Source organism: Cryobacterium sp. AP27 (assembly GCF_056680495.1).
Genome location: NZ_CM155285.1, coordinates 2,876,467 through 2,893,907 on the forward strand (window position 1 = coordinate 2,876,467; position 17,441 = coordinate 2,893,907).

Sequence of the window (17,441 nt, forward strand, 5' to 3'; positions counted from 1 at the left end):
CACGCGCAGTTGGTACCGTTAATACAAATGCGCAACAATTCCTCTTCAGAACCCGTCGTTCCCGTCGATCTCCCCATTGCCGACCGCATTGCTGCGGCCGTCAAGCGGTACGGAGAGCCCGCGGTCATTGACCGCTCCATCGCACTGCTCAAGGGCGACAACGCCGGTGAAGACTTCTTGTTGTACGTGGGCGGAGAGCACGCTCAGGGCATCCTGGACGGCGCTCCCTCGCTGTACTGGCCGGAGCTGTGGGGCGCGCGCGCGCTCATGCACGTCTGGAGCGAAACGGCCAACGAGACCGTCATAGGCGGGCTCGACAACCAGTCGTGGCGTGTGCGCGAAATGTGCGCGAAGGTGATTCTGCATCGCAAGCTGCACGCCCTCAAGCGCCTCACTCGCCTCACGACCGACGAGACCCCGCGCGTGCGCGCCGCCGCCGTGCAGGCCCTCGCCGCGCTGGGCACCGTCGAGCACCACTCGTGGATCGTGGCGCGCCTGCGCGACCCCGACAAGGAGGTGCGCCGTGCGGCCCAGCAGTCTCGCGACGCACTGACCGCTCGCCTCGGCCTGCCGACCGCGCCGGATTCGCACACGCCGGCCGCAGAGGCCGCCGCCCAGGCGAAGAGCGTCCCATCAGAGAACGTCGAGGCTGCGGCCGTCGACACCGCCGATCTGCCCGTTGACGACGCTGCGGCACCCGACGCCCCGTAACGCAGCACCGCAGGGCGACGGTGCTGCGCGCGTGCCCTTCACTCGCTACGTCGCCATGGGCGACAGTTTCACGGAGGGTGTCGGCGACGACCTCCCGTCCGGAGAACTGCGCGGCTGGGCGGACCTGGTCGCGCTCGGACTCGCCGCGGCATCCGACGCTCCAGTCACCTACGCGAATCTCGCCATTCGCGGCAAGCTGTTGCGACCCATCGTCGACGGCCAGCTGGAGCCGGCGCTCGCGCTCGGCCCCGACCTGCTGAGCATCTGCGGGGGCGGAAACGACATGATGCGTCCGCGGGTCGAGCTTCCGGTCGTGGTCGACCTGCTTGAGCAGGTCGTCGACGCGGCCCTGGACCGCGGCGCACACGTCGTGATGCTCAGCGGCGGCAATCCCAGCAGGCACCTTCCCCTCGGCTCCGTCATGCGGCGACGCGGCGACAAGCTCGCCGACGCGGCCCGGGAACGGTTCACCCGCCCGGGCGTGACCTACGTGGACAACTGGGCCGATTCCGAGCTCGCGCTGCTGCGGTACTGGTCCGCCGACCGGCTGCACCTCAACGCGCTCGGGCACGCGCGGGTGGCGTCCAACGTGCTCACGGCGCTCGGGGTGCCGGTTCCAGACTTCGTGACCGGCCCGTCCGCGCCCACGCCGGCGACGCGCGTGCGCACACCCGGCTACTACCGCGAGCACGTACTGCCGTGGATCGGTCGCCGCCTGACCGGGCGCTCCTCCGGAGACGGTCGCAGCGCCAAACGCCCGGCCCTCACCCCCGTGCCGCTCGTCACCGATCCACCACGGCCCGACGGCCACCGCTGAACCCCGCGCTCATCCCCACGGGAATATGACCGGTTCCGCCCGCGGCGGAGCCGCTATGCGCGTCGGAGCAGCGCACCCTCGTGCCGGCAGGTGGCGGCTGCGACGCGCATGGCGTCGGTCAGCAGACCCTGCCAGTCGCTGACATCCTCGGGAATGCCGCGGGTCACAATGGTGGCAACGGATGCCGCGAGCGTCGCGTCACCGGCCCCCATCGTGTCGATCACGACGCCCGGAAGGTCGGCGATGGGCGCGCTCACGCTCGTGCCGTCGCGCTGGGTGACGGAGGCGCCGTTACGCCCCGCCGTCGCGAGGACGGTACCGGTGCCACCGTCCAGAAGGCGCACGGTCAGGTCGGCGAGCGACGTGTCGTACAGCAGCTCCGCGTCTTCATCGCCCACCTTGGTGAGCAGACTGCGGGCGGCCAGCGCCTCAAAGTTGCGCACGAAGCGGGTGCCGTCGTGCAGCATGCCGGCGCGAGGGTTCGGGTCGATCACGAGTCGATGCTCCGGGTCGGCCACGCTGGCCGCAAACGCTTCGGTCTGCACGGTGTCGTCGAACGGAAAGCAGCTGACAACGACGAGCGCCGCCGCGGCGAGCGCTGCACGTTCCATGTGACCGAATTCGATCCGACGCTGCTTCGCCGCATCGTTGAAGAAGTAGCGCGGCTCACCGTCTGCGCGATCCGAGATCGCGCGGGAGGAGCCGAGCGGCGCCGGCGTCGCCAGAAGCTCCACGTTGTGGTCCGCGAGGAAGGAGCGGATCACCGCCCCGTCCTCGTCATCACCGACCATCGCAATGAGCGTGGTCGGGACTCCGAGCACCGCGAGGCCGACGGCCACGTTCAGCGCGGCACCGCCGGGGAACTGCCGGGTTTCCGCGGTATCGCGAAGTTCGTCGATGAGCGCGTCGCCGACAACGACCACACGAGCGGCGGCATCCGGCGATGAGGTGGGGGTCTGATCAGGCATGGGTCTGTTCTCTCCCGCACCGAGAGGGGGATCCGTCGGTGCGATGTACCGTGGCGGCTTGCAGATATACGCGGAGACGACCCCACGTCGCACCATCTTCGCATGGACCGGCCCGCGCGGCGGCTGCGGTTGCGTGCCGCCGCGCTCCCTGCGGCGCTAGCCTCGACGCCCTGAAATGGCCCGGAACAGGAAGGCGATCACCGCGATGGCCACGAGGAAAAGGCCCACGTAGAGCAGGAACTGCAGCGACTGCACCAGTCCACCCGTGATGAGCAGAACAACGGCCACGATGATGACAATGATCAACAGGAGATTCATGGGGCAGACCTTTCGTTGGGGCGGTGGATTCCGCGCTGGATGAGCATAACTCGTCACGCACTCTCTGGGCGGTATCCACGCGATCGTGTTGGGACAAGCCGTGGTGGCGTGACGCGCATTTCTGCCGGCCGGTGCCCAGACGACGTATGAGTTCCAAAATGCAGGGGAAACCCGCCAGAATACGACTGTGGACTCTTCCAGCGCACCTCTCCGCACGTCGGCGAAGCCCCCGCCCTGGCACAGCCTGACCGTTGACGCGGCGTTCGCCTCACTGTCGTCCTCCCCCGTCGGGCTCAGCACCGACGAGGCCGCCCGGCGGTTGGCGGACGTCGGCCCGAATGCCTTTGCCGTCACCCCGGTCACGCCCTGGTGGCGAGTGCTGCTGCGCCAGTTCGTCAGCCCCCTGATCGCCATCCTGCTCGTCGCCGCAGTTGTCACTCTCGTTCAGGCGCACTGGGTGGACTCCATTGCCATCATGCTGATCCTCGTCATCAACGCCGCCCTGGGATTCGTGCAGGAAAGCAAGGCAGAGCGGGATGTCCGCGCCCTGCAGTCGTTCTCCGCCCCGTATTGCCGGGCCGTACGCGACGGTGCGGAACAGGTGCTCCCCGGGCATGACCTCGTGCCGGGGGACGTCGTGCTGCTGGAGAGCGGGGAACGAGTTCCCGCGGACCTGCGCCTTTTCGAGACCAATGCGCTCCAGGTGGACGAGTCGATGCTCACCGGCGAGTCCTTCGCGGCAACCAAGCACATCGATCCGCTGCCCGAGGCTGTCGGCGATGCAGACAAAGCCAATGTTGCGTTCAGCGGCACGTTCGTGGGGAGCGGGCGCGCCCGGGGCGTCGTCGTCGCCACGGGCGCCGCCACCGCGCTCGGCGAAATCAACACCCTCATCCAGGTTCCCTCCACGCAGACACCGCTGCAGGTGCTGACCCGGAGTCTGGAGCGGCGCATCGGAGCGGCCGTACTCGGCGCCCTGGTCTTCATCTTCATCGCGGGCCTGGTTCTCGGCCACGACGCATCAACGCTGTTCCGCACGGCCGTGGCCCTGGCCGTCGCCACCATCCCCGAATCCCTTCCCATCGTTCTGACGGTGGCTCTCAGCGTCGGCGTCTCCCGCATGGCGAAACGCAACGCGATCATTCGCATCCTCCCTGCCGTGGAAACGCTCGGGTCGACCAATGTGATCGGCTCCGACAAAACCGGCACCCTGACCGAGAACCAGCTGACCGTCGAGCGGATCTGGACCACGGCCGGCGTGCTCGACATCATCTCCGAGCACGATGACGGCGGAACGAACGATCCGGCCCTGGTGCGCGCGGTCCTCCGGGCCGGCGCGCTGACCAACGAGGCGACGGTGTCCGCCGAGGAGGACGGCAACGAGTATTCGGGTGACGCCGTCGATGCCGCCATGGCCAGGGTCGCCGTGGAGCGGGGGTCGATCACCGCCGAGGAGCGCGTCTCCGCGGCCGTGGCGCACCAACCCTATGAACCCCAGCTGCGGTACTCCCAGACGATCCACGCCGACCGGGACGGGCGCCGGATCCTCTACGTCAAGGGCTCACCGGAGGCCGTGCTGCACGCCTCCGTCCGGGTGGCACGTTCTGGCGACGATGGTCCCCTCGACGAGGCCCGGATCCACGCGGCCAATGAGGAGCTGGGACGGGAGGGCCTGCGGGTCATCGCCGCCGGGTCCCGGCTGCTCGGAGCGGAAGAGAAGGTGACCCGGCCGTTGCCGCCGCCGGCCGGGCTCACCTTCCTGGGGATGGAGGGAATGACCGATCCGCCGCGGGACGGCGTGGCCGCGGCCATCCGCACCTGCCAGGAGGCGGGAATCTCGGTCAAAATGATCACCGGTGACCACCCGGTGACGGCGATGGCGATCGCCGAGCGGTTGGGCCTGACCGGTGGAAAGCAGGCGCTGACCGGAGCCGAAATGGCCAATCTGAACGACCACATGCTGACCGCACGTCTCGCGGAAACCAATGTGGCCGCCCGGGTGTCTCCCGAAGACAAGCTCCGGATCGTGCAGATCTTGCAGGCCGCCGGCCAGGTCGTGGCCGTCACGGGCGACGGCGTCAACGATGCGCCCGCACTGAAGGCGGCCTCGATCGGCGTGGCCATGGGCCGGTCAGGGACCGACGTCGCCCGCGAAGCCGCTGACCTGGTGCTGACCGACGACAACTTCGTGACCATCGTGCATGCGGTGGAAGAAGGCCGGGTGACCTTCACAGCGATTCGAAAGACGACCTTCTTCCTGCTCTCCACCGGTGCCGCCGCGCTGGTGGCGGTCACCCTGAGCGTGTTCGCCGGAACTCCATTGTTGTTCCTACCGGTGCAGATGCTGTGGATGAACGTGGTCACGAACGGCGTGCAGGACATCGCCCTCGCATTCGAACCCGCCGAAGGAGATGAGCTCACCCGCCCGCCCCGGCCGCGCTCCGAGGGGCTGCTCTCCCGCACGCTCTGGTTCCGGGCGGGGATCACGGGAGCGTGGATGGCGCTGGCCGTGCTGCTCGGCTTCATCGTGGAGCTGCACGCGGGCAACTCGGAGGTGCACGCCCGCACCGTCGCGCTGACCATCTTCGTGATGCTCAGCTTCTTTCAGGTGTTCAGCGCCCGCGCCGAGCGCAAGTCCCTCTTCCAACTCGGCCTGTTCGCCAACAAGCCGTTGCTCTACACGTCCCTGGGCGCTCTCGTGGCGCACTGGGCCGTGATGACCTGGCCGGTTTCGGCCGACCTGCTCGGGCTCACGCCCTTGACTCCGTGGGAATGGCTACTATGCGTCGGGATCGGGTCGACGGTGCTGATCATCGTGGAGGCGGAAAAGGCGGTGCGCCGTTTTGCGCACCGCCGCCACCCCGAATCGGATGAAACCTGAACACAGGCACGCCGACTCGGAAGAATTCGCGACACGCTCCCCCGACCGCAAGCAGATGCGGCGTGTTGCGAAAAAGTCCGCAGGCGCCCCGTCTCACCGGTTAGAACGAGAGCAGCACCTTTCCGGAGTCGGCCGAATCCAAGGCGACGCGAAACGCTTCGAGCGCGTCGGCGACCGGGTACTCGTGAGTGACAATCGGGCCGACCTCGAGCGAACCGTCGGCGAGTGCGGTGATGACCTCGTCGATCTCGTCGTTGAACCGAAAGCAACCGACGAGTTCGAGCTCGCGGGTAATCGCGAGCGACATCGGAACGGGCTGGTCTCCCGTGGGCAGCAGGCCGACCATGACGACGCGCCCGCCGCGGGTGGTGCCCCGAATCGCGGAGGCCAGTCCTCGGTAGTTTCCCGACGATTCGATGGCGATATCGGCGTCGACGGCGGCAATCGCATCCGCGTCGGTGGCGTGCACCGTGGCGGTGGCGCCGACCGCGCGAGCCGTTTCGAGCGGAAGGTCGAACATGTCGACCGCGATGATCTCGGAGGCGCCGAAGCGCTTCAGCACCGCAACGATGAGGGCTCCGATGGGCCCGCACCCCACAACCAGCACGCGCTTTCCCGCGACGTCACCGGCCCGGTCCACGGCATGCCACGCGACGCTCGCCGGTTCGATCAGCGCGGCCTCGCGCAGGCTCAGGTCAGTGGGCAGGGCGCGCAGCATCCGGCTGGGAAGGGTCGCGTAGGTCGAGAAGGCTCCGCCCGTGTGGGGTCGCGTCGCCGCGGATCCCAGGTACGTGCCGCCGGACAGATTCGGGCGGTCGGCCGGATAGCGGGCCGGGCCCGCCCCGGGTGTTCCGGGATGAACCGCTACCGGAGTGCCGGCGGCGGGGCCCGAACCGTCAGCGGCGGCGCTCACCACGGTTCCCACGACTTCGTGGCCGAGCACCATCGGGTCGTGCAGAATCGACTCGCCGGCGGCGCCATGCTTCCAGTAGTGCAGGTCGGAACCACAGATTCCGCCAAAGGCAACTCGGATGACAGCGTCGCCGGGCCGCGCTGCGGGCACCGGCACATCCTCGACGCGCAGGTCGTTGGCGGCGTAGACGATCACGGCCGATGACGCCGACGGAACGGGCATGGATCCATCTTCTGTGGTGCGTCGCTCGGTCAAACGACGACGCTCATTCCGCCGTCGATGAAGATGACCTGACCGTTCACGAAGTCAGAAGCGCCCGACGCGAGCCACACGGCCGGACCGATCAGGTCCGCCGCGGTTCCCCAGCGGGCGGCCGGAGTGCGGCCGATGATCCAGGAGTTGAACGCGTCGTCATCGACGAGCTTCTGCGTCATCTCCGTGTGAATATAGCCAGGGGCGATGCCGTTGACCTGCAGGCCCTGCCCGGCCCACTCGGCCGTCATCGCCCGCGTGAGATTTCGCAGCCCGCCCTTCGCCGCGGTGTACGGACCGATTGTCGGACGGGCAAGATCGGTTTGCACCGAGCAGATGTTGATGATCTTTCCGCGACCCCGCTCGATCATCGACCGGGCGACTTCACGTCCCACGAGGAACGCGCTCGTCAGATCGGTGCGAATCACGCGGTCCCAATCCTCAAGCGCGACATCGAGCAGCGGTTCCCGGTGCTGAATCCCCGCGTTGTTCACGAGCACACCGATCGGGCCGACATCGTCTTCAACGGAACGAATGCCGGCGCGAACGGCTTCCTGATCGGTCACGTCGAAGGCCCGGGCGAAGATCCGATCTGAGCCGAATTCGTCGGAGAGCGCGGCCCGGGTTGCCTCGAGGCGAGCCTCGTTGACGCCGTTGAGCACAATCGTGGCTCCCGCGCCGGCTAGTCCCTGAGCGAGGGCGAGTCCGATACCGCGACTGGAACCGGTGACGAGAGCGATCACGCCGGTGAGGTCAAAGCTTGCTGTCGTCATAGAGCGGGCCTTTCATTTTGTGCGGCGATGCGCCGCAGGGGTCAGGAAGACTCTATGGTGTTGACACGGTTGTCCAGGGACTGCCGTACCGGCTCGCGTTGCCGGCGAACAGGTTTCACACGAGGTCGTCGAGGACAGCCAACAGATCCTGCACGCGGGTGTCTTCCATTTCGGACAGCATCTCGTTGGTCAGGAAGGAGAATCCCAGATCGCGCTCGGGCCAGGCCCCGTGCAGGCTCCCGCCTGCTCCGGAATGCCCGAAGGCTCGGGCCTCGGGCCCGTAGCTGCCGATCGTGTCGGCCAGTTCGAATCCCAGGCCGAACCGCAGCGGCCGGTCGTTGATGGCATCAATGCCCTCCGACCACGTTGCGGTCGCGTCGGCGAGCGCGTGCGGAGAGACGAGGGCCCCGGCGGCGAGGCGCGAGTACAGCGCGGCCATTCCGTCGGCGGTGGCGATTCCCCCGCCAGCCGCCAACTCGCCGCGGTGCAGTTCGGGTGTGTTGGCGCGCAGGGTCGGTGCCAGGAGAGTCTTGCCGTACATCCGGTCCACGATCCTGCGGCGCTCCGGATCGGTGAGATACGTGCTGATCGCGTACCCCGGGGCCCGGAACATCGGCGCCACCCGGCGCTCCAGCTCGGCCGGAAGTCCGAGGTAGACGGCGAGCCCCAGCGGCCGGCCGAGCAGTTCGTCGATCAGCTGCCCGGCGCTCTTCCCGGTGATGCGCATAAAGATCTCGTTCATCAGGTAGCCGTAGGTGATCGCGTGATAGGCCACCCGGGTTCCGGGCTCCCACAACGGCGTCTGGTCGGCGAGGACCGCCGCGTTGACCGCGTTGTCGAGGTCGGCCCACTCTCCCGTCGGCTCCGGATCGACGTAGACCAGGCCGACGGTGTGACTCAGCACCTGTGCCACGGTCACTCGCGACTTGCCGGCGGCGGCGAATTCGGGCCAGTAGTGCGCGACCGACAACCGCACGTCGAGCATCCCCCGGTCGACGAGGAGCGCCGCCACGGCGGCCACGACGCCCTTGGTGCCCGAGAATATGACGGCCATCGTGTCGGGACCCCATGCCGATCCCACGGCATCCGTGGACGACGTGCGCTGTTCGGCGCTGCCGCCGTACAGGCGCACGAGCGGGCGCCCCTTGCGATACACACAAAACGCCATCCCGCCGTGCGACCGATCGACGTGCTGGCTGAACGCGTGCGCCAGCCGGTCGAAGCCGGGCAGTTCGCCGTCGTTGTGCGCCTGGACCGTCACGATTACAGCGACGGAATGTGGGTCAGCAGCTCACGGGTGTAGCTGTGCTGAGGATTCTCGAGCACCTCGTCCGTGGTGCCGATGTCGACGATACGGCCGGCGTGCAGTACCGCCAGCCGCTGGGAGATGTGTCGGGCGAGCGCGATGTTGTGGGTGACGAACACCATCGCCATCCCGGTCTCCACCTGCAGGGTGCGCAGCAGGTCGATGATCGAGGCCTGCACCGAGACATCGAGCGCGCTGGTGACCTCGTCGCACACCAACACCGAGGGAGCGTTGACCAGGGCGCGGGCGATCGCCGCGCGCTGGCGTTCGCCGCCGCTGAGTTGGCCGGGTCGCCGGTCGATGAAGGACGCGGCGAGCTGCACCTGGTCGAGCGCCTCCAGCACGAGGGCTCGACGCTGCTTGCGGCTGAAAGTCCGGGACATGTGCAGCGGCACTTCGACCGATTCTCCGATGGTGCGGCGCGGGTTGAGCGACGACAACGGCGATTGGAAGACGTATTGGATACGGTGGCGTTCCTCGGCGCTGCGCTGACGGGTTCCGGGCCGCAGCGTCGTCCCGGCGAGACTGACGGTGCCGGTGTAATTGTCGTTGAGCCCGGCGATGCAGCGCGCGGCCGTGGTCTTTCCCGAACCAGATTCGCCGAGCAGCATCAGGGATTCGCCCCGGCCCAGCTCCAGATCAATACCGTTGAGCACCGCGGACTTGCCATAGGACAGGCGCAGGTCGGAAACGTCCAGCAGGCTGCTCGTCGCGGTGACGTCGACGGCGGGCCGAATAACGGATGCGGCGCGCAGCGGTTCCGCCTGCGGATCGATTATCGGCAGGGCGCCGGTGACCGCCGCGACCTCGCCGATCCGGCGCCGCCCGGCAAGGTCGGGTACGGCGCCGAGGAGTTTGCGGGTGTACGCGTGTTGCGGGTCGCCGAGGACCTGATCGCTCGGGCCCTGCTCGACGATGCGGCCGGCGAGCATGACGGCGACCTCATCGGCCACCTCGGACACCACGGCGAGATCGTGGGTGATGTACAGGCCTGCCACAGAGTGCGTGGTGATGAGCTGATGGAGGGTCTGCAGCACGAGGGCCTGCGTCGTGACGTCCAGCCCGGTCGTGGGTTCATCCATGACCATCACCTCGGGGCGAAACGCGAAGGCCATCGCGATGCCCACGCGCTGCTGCTGCCCACCCGACAGTTCGTGCGGCCAGCGACGCTGATAGGCCTCGTCGTTCGGCAGTCCCACGTCGGTGAGCACCTCGGCCAGTCGGTCCCGACGGGCCGCCTCGGATGCGCCATAGTGGTGCACGCGAAGCACCTCCATGATCTGGGTCCCGATGCGTATGGCCGGGTTCAGCGACAGGGCCGGGTCCTGCGGGACGTAGGCGATGGAGCCGCCGCGCAGTCCGCGGCGTCCCGCCTCCGACAGCGTCAAGAGGTCTGTCCCCTCGGACAGCTCCACGCTGCCGCCGGTGTGCCGCAATCCGGTGCGGAAGTAACCGAGGCAGGCGAGACCGGCGGTGGTCTTGCCGGAGCCGGATTCGCCGACTAGCGCCAGCATCCGTCCTCGCTGGAGGGTGAACGACACCCCGTGCAGAATTTCCTTACCGAGCGTCGTGGCCACGCGCAGCTCGTTCGCCTGCAACGCCACCTCGGTCTGCTTTTCGATGTTCGGGGCGAATGTGCTCATTTGCTTTCCTCCACGGTGGCCGAGGCGCGCGCCACGGCGTCGGTGATCAGGTTGCTGCCGACGGTCAGGATCGCGATGGCGAGCACCGGCAGGATGACGCCCCACGGCTGCAGCGTCAGGGCGATGCGGTTCTCGTTGATCATCAGTCCCCAGTCCGCCGTCGGCGGTTGCATGCCGAGTCCGAGGAATGACAGTGAGGCGATCGCGGCGATCGAATAGGTCATGCGCAGGCCCAGCTCGACCATCAGCGGTCCGGTGATGTTGGGCAGCACGTCCTTGACCAGAATCTTCCAGCGCGGGACCGCGTACATTTCTGAGGCCCGAATGAAGTCCTCGGTGATGACGGCGGATGCCGCGGACCGCGTCACCCGGGCAATTCGCGGAGCGTGGGTGATGCCGATGACCAGCACAACCACCCATCCCTGGGGGCCCAGGACCGTGATGGCCAGCAGGGCGAAGACGAGCTGCGGCAACGCCAGCAGCACATCGTTGCCGCGCATGATGACGCTGTCGAGAAGCCCGCCCTGGTAGGCAGCGAGCATACCGGCAGCCGTTCCGAGGATCATGCCGAGGGCGGTGGCGAGCGCGGCGAAGACGAGGAGGGTCAGCCCGCCGTCGAGGAAGCGGCTGAAAATGTCGCGACCGAGGTTGTCGGTGCCGAACAGACCGTCCGGCTGGAACGGGCGCCCGGCGAATTCCGTGCTCGTGTACCCGGTCAGCCAAGGCAGCAGCAGCGGGCCGACGACCGCAACGAGCACGACGATTCCGGTGAACACGAGGCCGATTTTTGCCTGGCGCTGACGAACGATGCGGCGCAGCAGACCGGGCGGCGTTTCAACTACCGCGGTGGGTGCTTCCAGCTGGGTGTCGATAGTGGTCATCGTGTTCCTCCCGTGCGCAGTTTCGGATTGGTCACAATCCCGACAATGTCGGCGAGCAGGTTGACGACGACATAGACGGCGGCGATCAGCATGGCGAGGGCCTGCACGACCTGCACGTCACGGTTGGTCACCGCGTCGACGAGGGCCTGGCCCACGCCGGGATAGCGGAACAGGAATTCGACAACGACGATGCCGCCGGCGAGCCAGGCGAGCTGGATGGCCACCACCTGGGCGACCGGTGCGATCGCGTGCGGGAGGGCATGTCGCCAGATGACCTGGCGTTCGGGAACGCCCTTCAGCCGGGCCATTTCGACATAGCCGGAATCGAGGACCTCAATCATCGTGGTGCGCATCATGCGAATGATGTACGGCATGATGACGAGCACGAGAGTCAGGATCGGCAGGATCAGTTGGCTCGGATAGTCCCAGACGTGTTCGCCGGGCGGAGCCATCGTTACGGACGGCAGCACGGTGAACACGGTCGTGGAGAACAGGGTCACGAGCGCGATTCCGATCACGAAATCGGGCAGCGCGGCCAACACGAGGGAGACGCCGGTCGCGGCATGGTCCCCCGCCTTGCCGCGACGCAAGGCGCTGTAGGTGCCGACGATGACCCCGACCGGAATGCTGATCGCGGCCGCGCCGGCCATCAGCACGAGCGACGCGGCGATGCGATCGCCCAGCAGCACGGCAACCGAACCGCCGGACGCGGTCGAGACGCCGAAATCCCCGACGAACAGTCCGCCGAGCCAGTGCAGATAGCGTTGCGCGAACGGATCATTGAGGTTCATCTGCGCTCGCAGGGCCTCGAGCCGTTCCGGCGTGGCCTGCTGCCCGAGAAGAGCCTGGGCCGGGTCGCCTGGCAGCAGCAGGGTCGCCACGAAGACGAGCATGGAGACGACCAGCAGGATGACCGCGCTGATCGACAAGCGACGAAGAATCAGACCGAGCATTACTGCTGACCTCCGAGCCACACGCGACGGAATTCAAATCCGGATAGTGGGAGACCGGTTCCGTTGGGAACCAGGCCGCCGACATAGCGTTGATACGCGTCGGCTTGATTGGGGTGGCCCCAGATGATGTAACCGCCTTCCTCGTATTCGATGGTTTGCGCCTCGGCGATCAGGTCATTGCGTCTGGTCGGATCGATGGTCGCCTTTGCTTCTTCGACCAGTTCGAGGAACCGGGGATTGGCCCAGTGCGTCTCGTTGTACGGCGAGGTCGGCAGCGAGCCGTTGTTGACCTGCGGCAGGAAGTTGCGGGTGTACCAGAAGTCCTGGGCGAAATCCCACTCCAGGTAGTCGTCGCCGAAGAAGGTCGTCGTATCCACCCGGCGGATGCTGACGTTGATCCCCGCGGCGAGTGCCTGCTGCGCGAAGACCTGCGCCGCTTCGACGGCGCCGGCCTGGATCGGCGCGGTGACCAATTCAACGTCGAGGCCGTCGGGGTAGCCCGCTTCGGCCAGCAGCTCCTTGGCACGCTCGATGTTCTGCACGCGTTGCGGCAGTTTCTTGGCGTAGCCGGAGTCGTACACCGCGTACATATCGTTGCCGACGGTGCCGTTGCCGCTCAGCACCTGTTCGACCATCTGTTCGCGGTCGACGACAAGGCGGAAGGCCTGCCGCACCCGCACGTCGTCGAACGGGGCACGATCGACGCGCATCGTGAACGGCAGCCACATTCCGGTTTCGGAATTGAGAATATCGACCCGCGGGTCGGTGTCGAGCACCTCAAGCATAGTCAGGGGAACCTGACCGATCGCGTCGACCTGCGTGGCAAGCAACGCGTTGATCAGCGCGTTGTCATCGCTGAAGTTGAGAATGCGCAGCTCATCGAGGTGCGGCTCGTTCTCTCGCCAATAGTCGTCATTGCGGGTGAAAATGCTGCGCCGCCCCGCGGTGAAGGACTCGTATTGGAACGGTCCCGTACCGACCGGGTTGAGGGGGTCGTAGTCCTCCGGCACGATTCCCAGGGAGTACTGCCCGAGGGAATCGTCGAACGTCGATGTGGGCGTGTTCAGCCGGAATTCCAGCAGGTGATCGCCCAGTACGGCGACCTCGTCGAGAGTCGTCAGGCTCGACGCTCCCGACTTGGGATTCTCCGGATCGACGATGCGGGCGAACGTCGCCGCCACATCGCGACTGGTCATCTTGCGGCCGTCGTGGAAGACGACATCCTCTCGCAACCGGACGGTCCACGTCCTGGCATCGGCCGAGGGCGTTGCCGACAGGGCAAGCAGGGGTTGGAGGACAAAGTTTTCATCCCGGTACAGCAACGCCTCGTAGAGGTTGACGACACGGGCAATGTCGGTGGTAGATACCGGGATGTGGGCGTCGAGCGTGTCCGCGGCCCCGCCCCCGACGAGACCGACGCGCAGGAGTCCCCCGCGTTGGGGCGTGCCGGTGAGCGCCGACAGCGGGGTGGACGCAGTGCCGCCACATGCGGTCAGCAGGGCGCCGACACCGATCACCATTCCTCCGGCGAGAAGGTGTCGGCGGGAGAAGGAGCGACCGGATGCTGCGGCTGGCGCCGGTACGGCCGTCGAATTCGGCGCGAGCGGAGGTGATGCAGAAATAGGCATGAGACTCTTTTTCGGTTGCAAAAGGTGACACGGCGTGGATGCCGTGCAAAGTAGACCGCCGGCTGTGCGTCTATGGGCTGTCGAGCTGGATCGTCGGGCGCTAGAGCGAAACGGTGCGGCCGATCCAGTCCGGCGTGGCTGAACCGTGCGGGGGAAGGTGGTTGGTGATGGTGGTCGCGGTGGTTTCCGCAAACGGTCGTGTTCGACCCGTTCTCGAATCGACGTGCAGGGCGAGCAGCTCCTCGGTGGCGATCAGCGAGCCGCCCGAGCGCATCTCGTGCGCGAGGTGAAGCTTCTTCGCGCCCGAACCGATGATCGTGGTGGTGATCTCCAGGCCGGCGCCGTCGCCCGTTTCGTCCAGGTAGCGCACGTGTGCCTCGACCGTGTAGAGCGAGCATCCGGTCTCGGAGCGGTACGCCGCATCGAGGCCGAGGGCATCCATCACCTGGTCGGTGGCGAATCCGAAGGCGAGCACGTAGTACGCCTCGGACAGGTGGCCGTTGTAGTCGATCCAGTCCGGCCGCACGGTGCAGTGGTAGGAGTCGAGCAACGCCATCAGCGGCGCCCCTTGATCCCGTCGATCACATTTCGTACTGCGATGATGGCCGCGTCACGTTCGACGATGAGGTCGTTGACCGAGCGTTCCTCGGCGTCGGCGACGCCGGAGATCACGGCTTCGCGGAGGTCGTCCGTGAGTTCGGGGGCTTCGAGCCGGGTCCACGGTGACTTCAGTGACGGGCCGAAGTGTTCCAGCATGTGCCGCATGCCACCCTGGCCGCCGGCAAGGTGGAAGGTGGTCATCGGGCCGTGGATGGGCCAGCGCAGGCCCGGCCCATCGGTGATCGAGCGGTCGATCTGCTCGACGGTGGCTTCTTCGTTGTCGATCATGTGCAGCGCTTCGCGCCAGAGCGCTTCCTGCAGTCGGTTGGCGATGAAGCCGGGCACCTCGCGGTCCATCTTGATGACGGACTTGCCGATGTACTCGTAGAAGTCCGCGGCCCACTGCACGGCGGACGTGCTCGTGGCCTCGCCGCCGACCACCTCGACCAGCGGAATCAGGTAGGGCGGGTTGAACGGGTGGCCGACAACGAGTCGGTTCGGGTTCTTTGCCCGGGTGGCCATGTCGGTCATGCTGTAGCCCGAGGTGGAGGAGGCGATCACGACGTCGGTGGCGGTAACAGCGTCGATGTCGGCCAACAGGTTCTGCTTGAGCTCGAGTGCCTCCGGGGCGCTCTCCTGCACGAAACCGACGCCGGCGACGGCCTCGGCGAGGTCGGCGTGCACGGTGAAGTTCGTGGGCGACGCGTCGGGGTGCAGGCCGAGCTGGGTCAGTGCCGGCCAGGCGGCGTCGATGAGCTGACGCACCTTGGGGTCGGCATCGGGGGCCGGGTCCCAGACGCGCACGTGGTAGCCCTTCGCGAGGAAGTAGGCGGCCCAGCCGGCGCCGATTGTTCCGGCGCCGATGCATGCAATGGTGTGCACCTCGGTGACGCTGCCGCGGGTGTTCGTGGTGGTGTCTGTCATGGTCACGCCTTTCTGTCGAGCTGAAGAATGTCGCGGGCTTCGTCGGGGGTGGCGACGGACCTGCCGAGGTCGTGAACGATGCCGATGGCCCGTTCGGTCAGCTCCACGTTGGTGGCCTTGACCCCCTTGGAGAGATAGAGGTTGTCTTCGAGCCCCACCCGCACGTGACCGCCGAGCAGCACCGACTGCGCCACCCAGGACATCTGCTTGCGACCGATCGAGAACGAGGTCCAGTTCGCGCCCCGCGGCAGCATGTTGATCATCGCCTGGAGCAGGCCGGGATCGGCCGGGGCGCCGTAGGGAATGCCCATGCACAGTTGGTACAGCGGGGGCGGGCTGATCAGCCCTTCCGCGACGAGCTCATTCGCGAACCAAAGGTTGCCGGTGTCGAAGATCTCCATTTCGGGCTTGACACCGAGCTCCTGGATGCGGGCGGCGCCTTCGCGCAGCATGTCCGGCGTGGAGATGTACACGTTGCTGCCCTCACCGAAGTTGAGGGTGCCCATGTCGATGGTGCAGATCTCCGGGCGGAGTTCCTCCACGTGGGCGAGCCGCTCCAGGCCGCTGACCAGATCCGTACCGGGCAGCTGCCGGGTGGGGTGTGACGGGTCGAGTACCAGGTCTCCGCCCATGCCCGCGGTCAGGTTGATGACCGGATCGACATCGCTCGCCTTGATCAGGCGCACGACCTCCCGGTACAGGGCCACATCGCGTGAGCTCTGTTTGGTCACCACATCGCGAACGTGAATATGCACGACGGATGCCCCGGCCCGGGCGGCTGCCACTGCATCCGCTGCGATCTCGTCGGGGGTGACCGGAACGTGTTCGCTTTTGCCCGTGGTGTCACCGGCGCCGGTGACGGCGCAGGTGACGATGACCTTGTTGTTCATGATGAGCTCATTTCTGTGGATCTGTCGTGGGTCTGAAGCTGGCTGGCGATCAGGAAGACGGGGCCACGATCGTGCGGTCGATGAATTTTTCAATCTGCGCGTACATTGACTCGGCAGTCAGCATGCCGGTGAGCACCTTGATGATCAGGCCGTCGATGAGGGCGGTCAGGTACTGGGTGAGCTCGTCGGCGTCGGCCGAGACGAAGCCCCCGGAGTTCTGACCGTCGACGATGATGTCGTGCACGGTCTGCGACCAACGACGGTAGCTCTGCGCGTGCCCCTCTTGCCAGGCCGAGTCCACCGCGGCCTCTGCCCAGGTTTGCAGCCAGATCGACATCTCGGCGCGTCCGCGGTCCCCGGCCGGGAGCTGCAAGTAGGCGAGCCGTTTGAGGCGGTCGACCGGATCGGGGAACAGGTGCAACTCTGCGATCTGCCGGTCGAAGGCGAGCTTGACCGAGTAGCGCAACGCTTCGGCAAAAATTTCGCGCTTGGTGCGGAAATAGTAATGCACGGTGCTGTCACTCGTGCCACTCGCGGCAGCGATATCGGCGATGCGCACCGATGAGTAGCCGCGCTCGGCGAACAGCCACCAGGCCTTCTCAACGATGCTCCGTCGCTTCTGAGCGTGGCCGCTGTCTTCGCGGTGGCGGGTCGGCAAGATCGTCGCCGCCGGAACGGCCGATACTCCCAGCGCGTCATCGGTGCCGGCCAGGAGCCAGTTCACCGTCACTCCGGCCGCTGCGGCGAGCTGGGTCAGCTCATCCGGGCGAAACCGTCGAGTTCCCTTGAGCGCCTTGGACAGCTTGGTTTCATCAAGCCCGATGTGGCGGGCGACGTCACGCTGGGCGAGTCCGGAATTTCGGATGGCCATGCGCACCCGCTCGAGGAGGGCCTGACGATACTCAACCTGGGCGGCACCCTGTTCTTGCGATTCCATTTGACCGACACTAACCCAGACTTGCGATTTCGGCAATCTGGGTCGC

The 17,441-nt window shown here is 66.8% G+C and carries 16 protein-coding genes; 3 read left to right on the plus strand and 13 right to left on the minus strand.

Annotation, left to right across the window (positions count from 1 at the left end):
- Positions 1 to 27 precede the first annotated feature (27 nt).
- Together AC1MB9_RS13565 and AC1MB9_RS13570 are read left to right on the plus strand one after the other, a co-directional pair.
- Complete coding sequence (locus AC1MB9_RS13565; protein ID WP_479962467.1) at positions 28 to 711, plus strand: HEAT repeat domain-containing protein; 684 nt, start codon at positions 28 to 30, stop codon at positions 709 to 711.
- Positions 712 to 742: 31 nt separating this feature from the next.
- Positions 743 to 1,528, plus strand: a complete 786-nt coding sequence (locus tag AC1MB9_RS13570) for an SGNH/GDSL hydrolase family protein (protein ID WP_479962468.1) — start codon at positions 743 to 745, stop codon at positions 1,526 to 1,528.
- A gap of 53 nt (positions 1,529 to 1,581) precedes the next feature.
- Here the strand turns inward: AC1MB9_RS13570 and AC1MB9_RS13575 are convergent, their stop codons facing one another.
- Positions 1,582 to 2,496 carry a PfkB family carbohydrate kinase gene (locus tag AC1MB9_RS13575; protein WP_479962469.1) on the minus strand — a complete coding sequence of 305 codons (915 nt, stop codon included), beginning with the start codon at positions 2,494 to 2,496 and terminating at the stop codon, positions 1,582 to 1,584.
- A 156-nt stretch (positions 2,497 to 2,652) separates the two neighbouring features.
- Positions 2,653 to 2,814 (minus strand): hypothetical protein, encoded by a 162-nt coding sequence (locus AC1MB9_RS13580; protein ID WP_479962470.1) that lies wholly within the window; start codon positions 2,812 to 2,814, stop codon positions 2,653 to 2,655.
- A 187-nt stretch (positions 2,815 to 3,001) separates the two neighbouring features.
- Between AC1MB9_RS13580 and AC1MB9_RS13585 the strand changes: the two genes are divergently transcribed.
- Positions 3,002 to 5,695, plus strand: coding sequence for a cation-translocating P-type ATPase (locus tag AC1MB9_RS13585; RefSeq protein ID WP_479962471.1), 2,694 nt, complete (start codon positions 3,002 to 3,004; stop codon positions 5,693 to 5,695).
- Positions 5,696 to 5,795: 100 nt separating this feature from the next.
- On the opposite strand, the gene AC1MB9_RS13590 is transcribed toward AC1MB9_RS13585, so the two are convergent.
- From AC1MB9_RS13590 to AC1MB9_RS13640, 11 genes are all read right to left on the minus strand, one after another.
- Positions 5,796 to 6,830, minus strand: a complete 1,035-nt coding sequence (locus AC1MB9_RS13590) for an L-idonate 5-dehydrogenase (protein ID WP_479962472.1) — start codon at positions 6,828 to 6,830, stop codon at positions 5,796 to 5,798.
- A 29-nt stretch (positions 6,831 to 6,859) separates the two neighbouring features.
- On the minus strand, positions 6,860 to 7,633 hold the full coding sequence (locus AC1MB9_RS13595) for an SDR family oxidoreductase (RefSeq protein ID WP_479962473.1): 774 nt from the start codon (positions 7,631 to 7,633) through the stop codon (positions 6,860 to 6,862).
- A gap of 115 nt (positions 7,634 to 7,748) precedes the next feature.
- Positions 7,749 to 8,894 (minus strand): serine hydrolase domain-containing protein, encoded by a 1,146-nt coding sequence (locus AC1MB9_RS13600; RefSeq protein ID WP_479962474.1) that lies wholly within the window; start codon positions 8,892 to 8,894, stop codon positions 7,749 to 7,751.
- A 2-nt stretch (positions 8,895 to 8,896) separates the two neighbouring features.
- On the minus strand, positions 8,897 to 10,582 hold the full coding sequence (locus AC1MB9_RS13605) for a dipeptide ABC transporter ATP-binding protein (protein ID WP_479962475.1): 1,686 nt from the start codon (positions 10,580 to 10,582) through the stop codon (positions 8,897 to 8,899).
- On the minus strand, positions 10,579 to 11,463 hold the full coding sequence (locus AC1MB9_RS13610; protein WP_479962476.1) for an ABC transporter permease: 885 nt from the start codon (positions 11,461 to 11,463) through the stop codon (positions 10,579 to 10,581). Before AC1MB9_RS13610 ends, AC1MB9_RS13605 begins: the two co-directional genes overlap by 4 nt.
- Positions 11,460 to 12,416 (minus strand): ABC transporter permease, encoded by a 957-nt coding sequence (locus tag AC1MB9_RS13615; protein ID WP_479962477.1) that lies wholly within the window; start codon positions 12,414 to 12,416, stop codon positions 11,460 to 11,462. The genes AC1MB9_RS13610 and AC1MB9_RS13615 overlap by 4 nt, the downstream gene beginning before the upstream one ends.
- The gene (locus AC1MB9_RS13620) at positions 12,416 to 14,044 is read right to left on the minus strand and encodes an ABC transporter substrate-binding protein (protein ID WP_479962478.1); all 1,629 of its coding nucleotides are present in this window, start codon (positions 14,042 to 14,044) and stop codon (positions 12,416 to 12,418) included. Before AC1MB9_RS13620 ends, AC1MB9_RS13615 begins: the two co-directional genes overlap by 1 nt.
- A gap of 100 nt (positions 14,045 to 14,144) precedes the next feature.
- Positions 14,145 to 14,600: a thioesterase family protein gene (locus tag AC1MB9_RS13625; protein ID WP_479962479.1), complete on the minus strand. Its 456-nt coding sequence runs from the start codon at positions 14,598 to 14,600 to the stop codon at positions 14,145 to 14,147.
- Positions 14,600 to 15,568, minus strand: a complete 969-nt coding sequence (locus tag AC1MB9_RS13630; protein ID WP_479962480.1) for a 3-hydroxyacyl-CoA dehydrogenase NAD-binding domain-containing protein — start codon at positions 15,566 to 15,568, stop codon at positions 14,600 to 14,602. The genes AC1MB9_RS13625 and AC1MB9_RS13630 overlap by 1 nt, the downstream gene beginning before the upstream one ends.
- A 2-nt stretch (positions 15,569 to 15,570) precedes the next feature.
- Positions 15,571 to 16,458: a beta-keto acid cleavage family enzyme gene (locus AC1MB9_RS13635; RefSeq protein WP_479962481.1), complete on the minus strand. Its 888-nt coding sequence runs from the start codon at positions 16,456 to 16,458 to the stop codon at positions 15,571 to 15,573.
- Positions 16,459 to 16,507: 49 nt separating this feature from the next.
- Entirely contained in the window at positions 16,508 to 17,395 is an 888-nt protein-coding gene (locus AC1MB9_RS13640) for a TetR family transcriptional regulator C-terminal domain-containing protein (protein WP_479962482.1), read from the minus strand.
- Positions 17,396 to 17,441: the final 46 nt, after the last annotated feature.

What these genes read in the sequence shown, in the direction of transcription:
- AC1MB9_RS13565 (WP_479962467.1), top strand. Translation starts at nt 28, where the DNA reads ATGCGCAACAATTCCTCTTCAGAACCCGTCGTTCCCGTCGATCTCCCC.
- AC1MB9_RS13575 (WP_479962469.1), bottom strand. Translation starts at nt 2,496, where the DNA reads ATGCCTGATCAGACCCCCACCTCATCGCCGGATGCCGCCGCTCGTGTG.
- AC1MB9_RS13580 (WP_479962470.1), bottom strand. Translation starts at nt 2,814, where the DNA reads ATGAATCTCCTGTTGATCATTGTCATCATCGTGGCCGTTGTTCTGCTC.
- AC1MB9_RS13590 (WP_479962472.1), bottom strand. Translation starts at nt 6,830, where the DNA reads ATGCCCGTTCCGTCGGCGTCATCGGCCGTGATCGTCTACGCCGCCAAC.
- AC1MB9_RS13595 (WP_479962473.1), bottom strand. Translation starts at nt 7,633, where the DNA reads ATGACGACAGCAAGCTTTGACCTCACCGGCGTGATCGCTCTCGTCACC.
- AC1MB9_RS13605 (WP_479962475.1), bottom strand. Translation starts at nt 10,582, where the DNA reads ATGAGCACATTCGCCCCGAACATCGAAAAGCAGACCGAGGTGGCGTTG.
- AC1MB9_RS13610 (WP_479962476.1), bottom strand. Translation starts at nt 11,463, where the DNA reads ATGACCACTATCGACACCCAGCTGGAAGCACCCACCGCGGTAGTTGAA.
- AC1MB9_RS13615 (WP_479962477.1), bottom strand. Translation starts at nt 12,416, where the DNA reads ATGCTCGGTCTGATTCTTCGTCGCTTGTCGATCAGCGCGGTCATCCTG.
- AC1MB9_RS13620 (WP_479962478.1), bottom strand. Translation starts at nt 14,044, where the DNA reads ATGCCTATTTCTGCATCACCTCCGCTCGCGCCGAATTCGACGGCCGTA.
- AC1MB9_RS13625 (WP_479962479.1), bottom strand. Translation starts at nt 14,600, where the DNA reads ATGGCGTTGCTCGACTCCTACCACTGCACCGTGCGGCCGGACTGGATC.
- AC1MB9_RS13630 (WP_479962480.1), bottom strand. Translation starts at nt 15,568, where the DNA reads ATGACAGACACCACCACGAACACCCGCGGCAGCGTCACCGAGGTGCAC.
- AC1MB9_RS13635 (WP_479962481.1), bottom strand. Translation starts at nt 16,458, where the DNA reads ATGAACAACAAGGTCATCGTCACCTGCGCCGTCACCGGCGCCGGTGAC.
- AC1MB9_RS13640 (WP_479962482.1), bottom strand. Translation starts at nt 17,395, where the DNA reads ATGGAATCGCAAGAACAGGGTGCCGCCCAGGTTGAGTATCGTCAGGCC.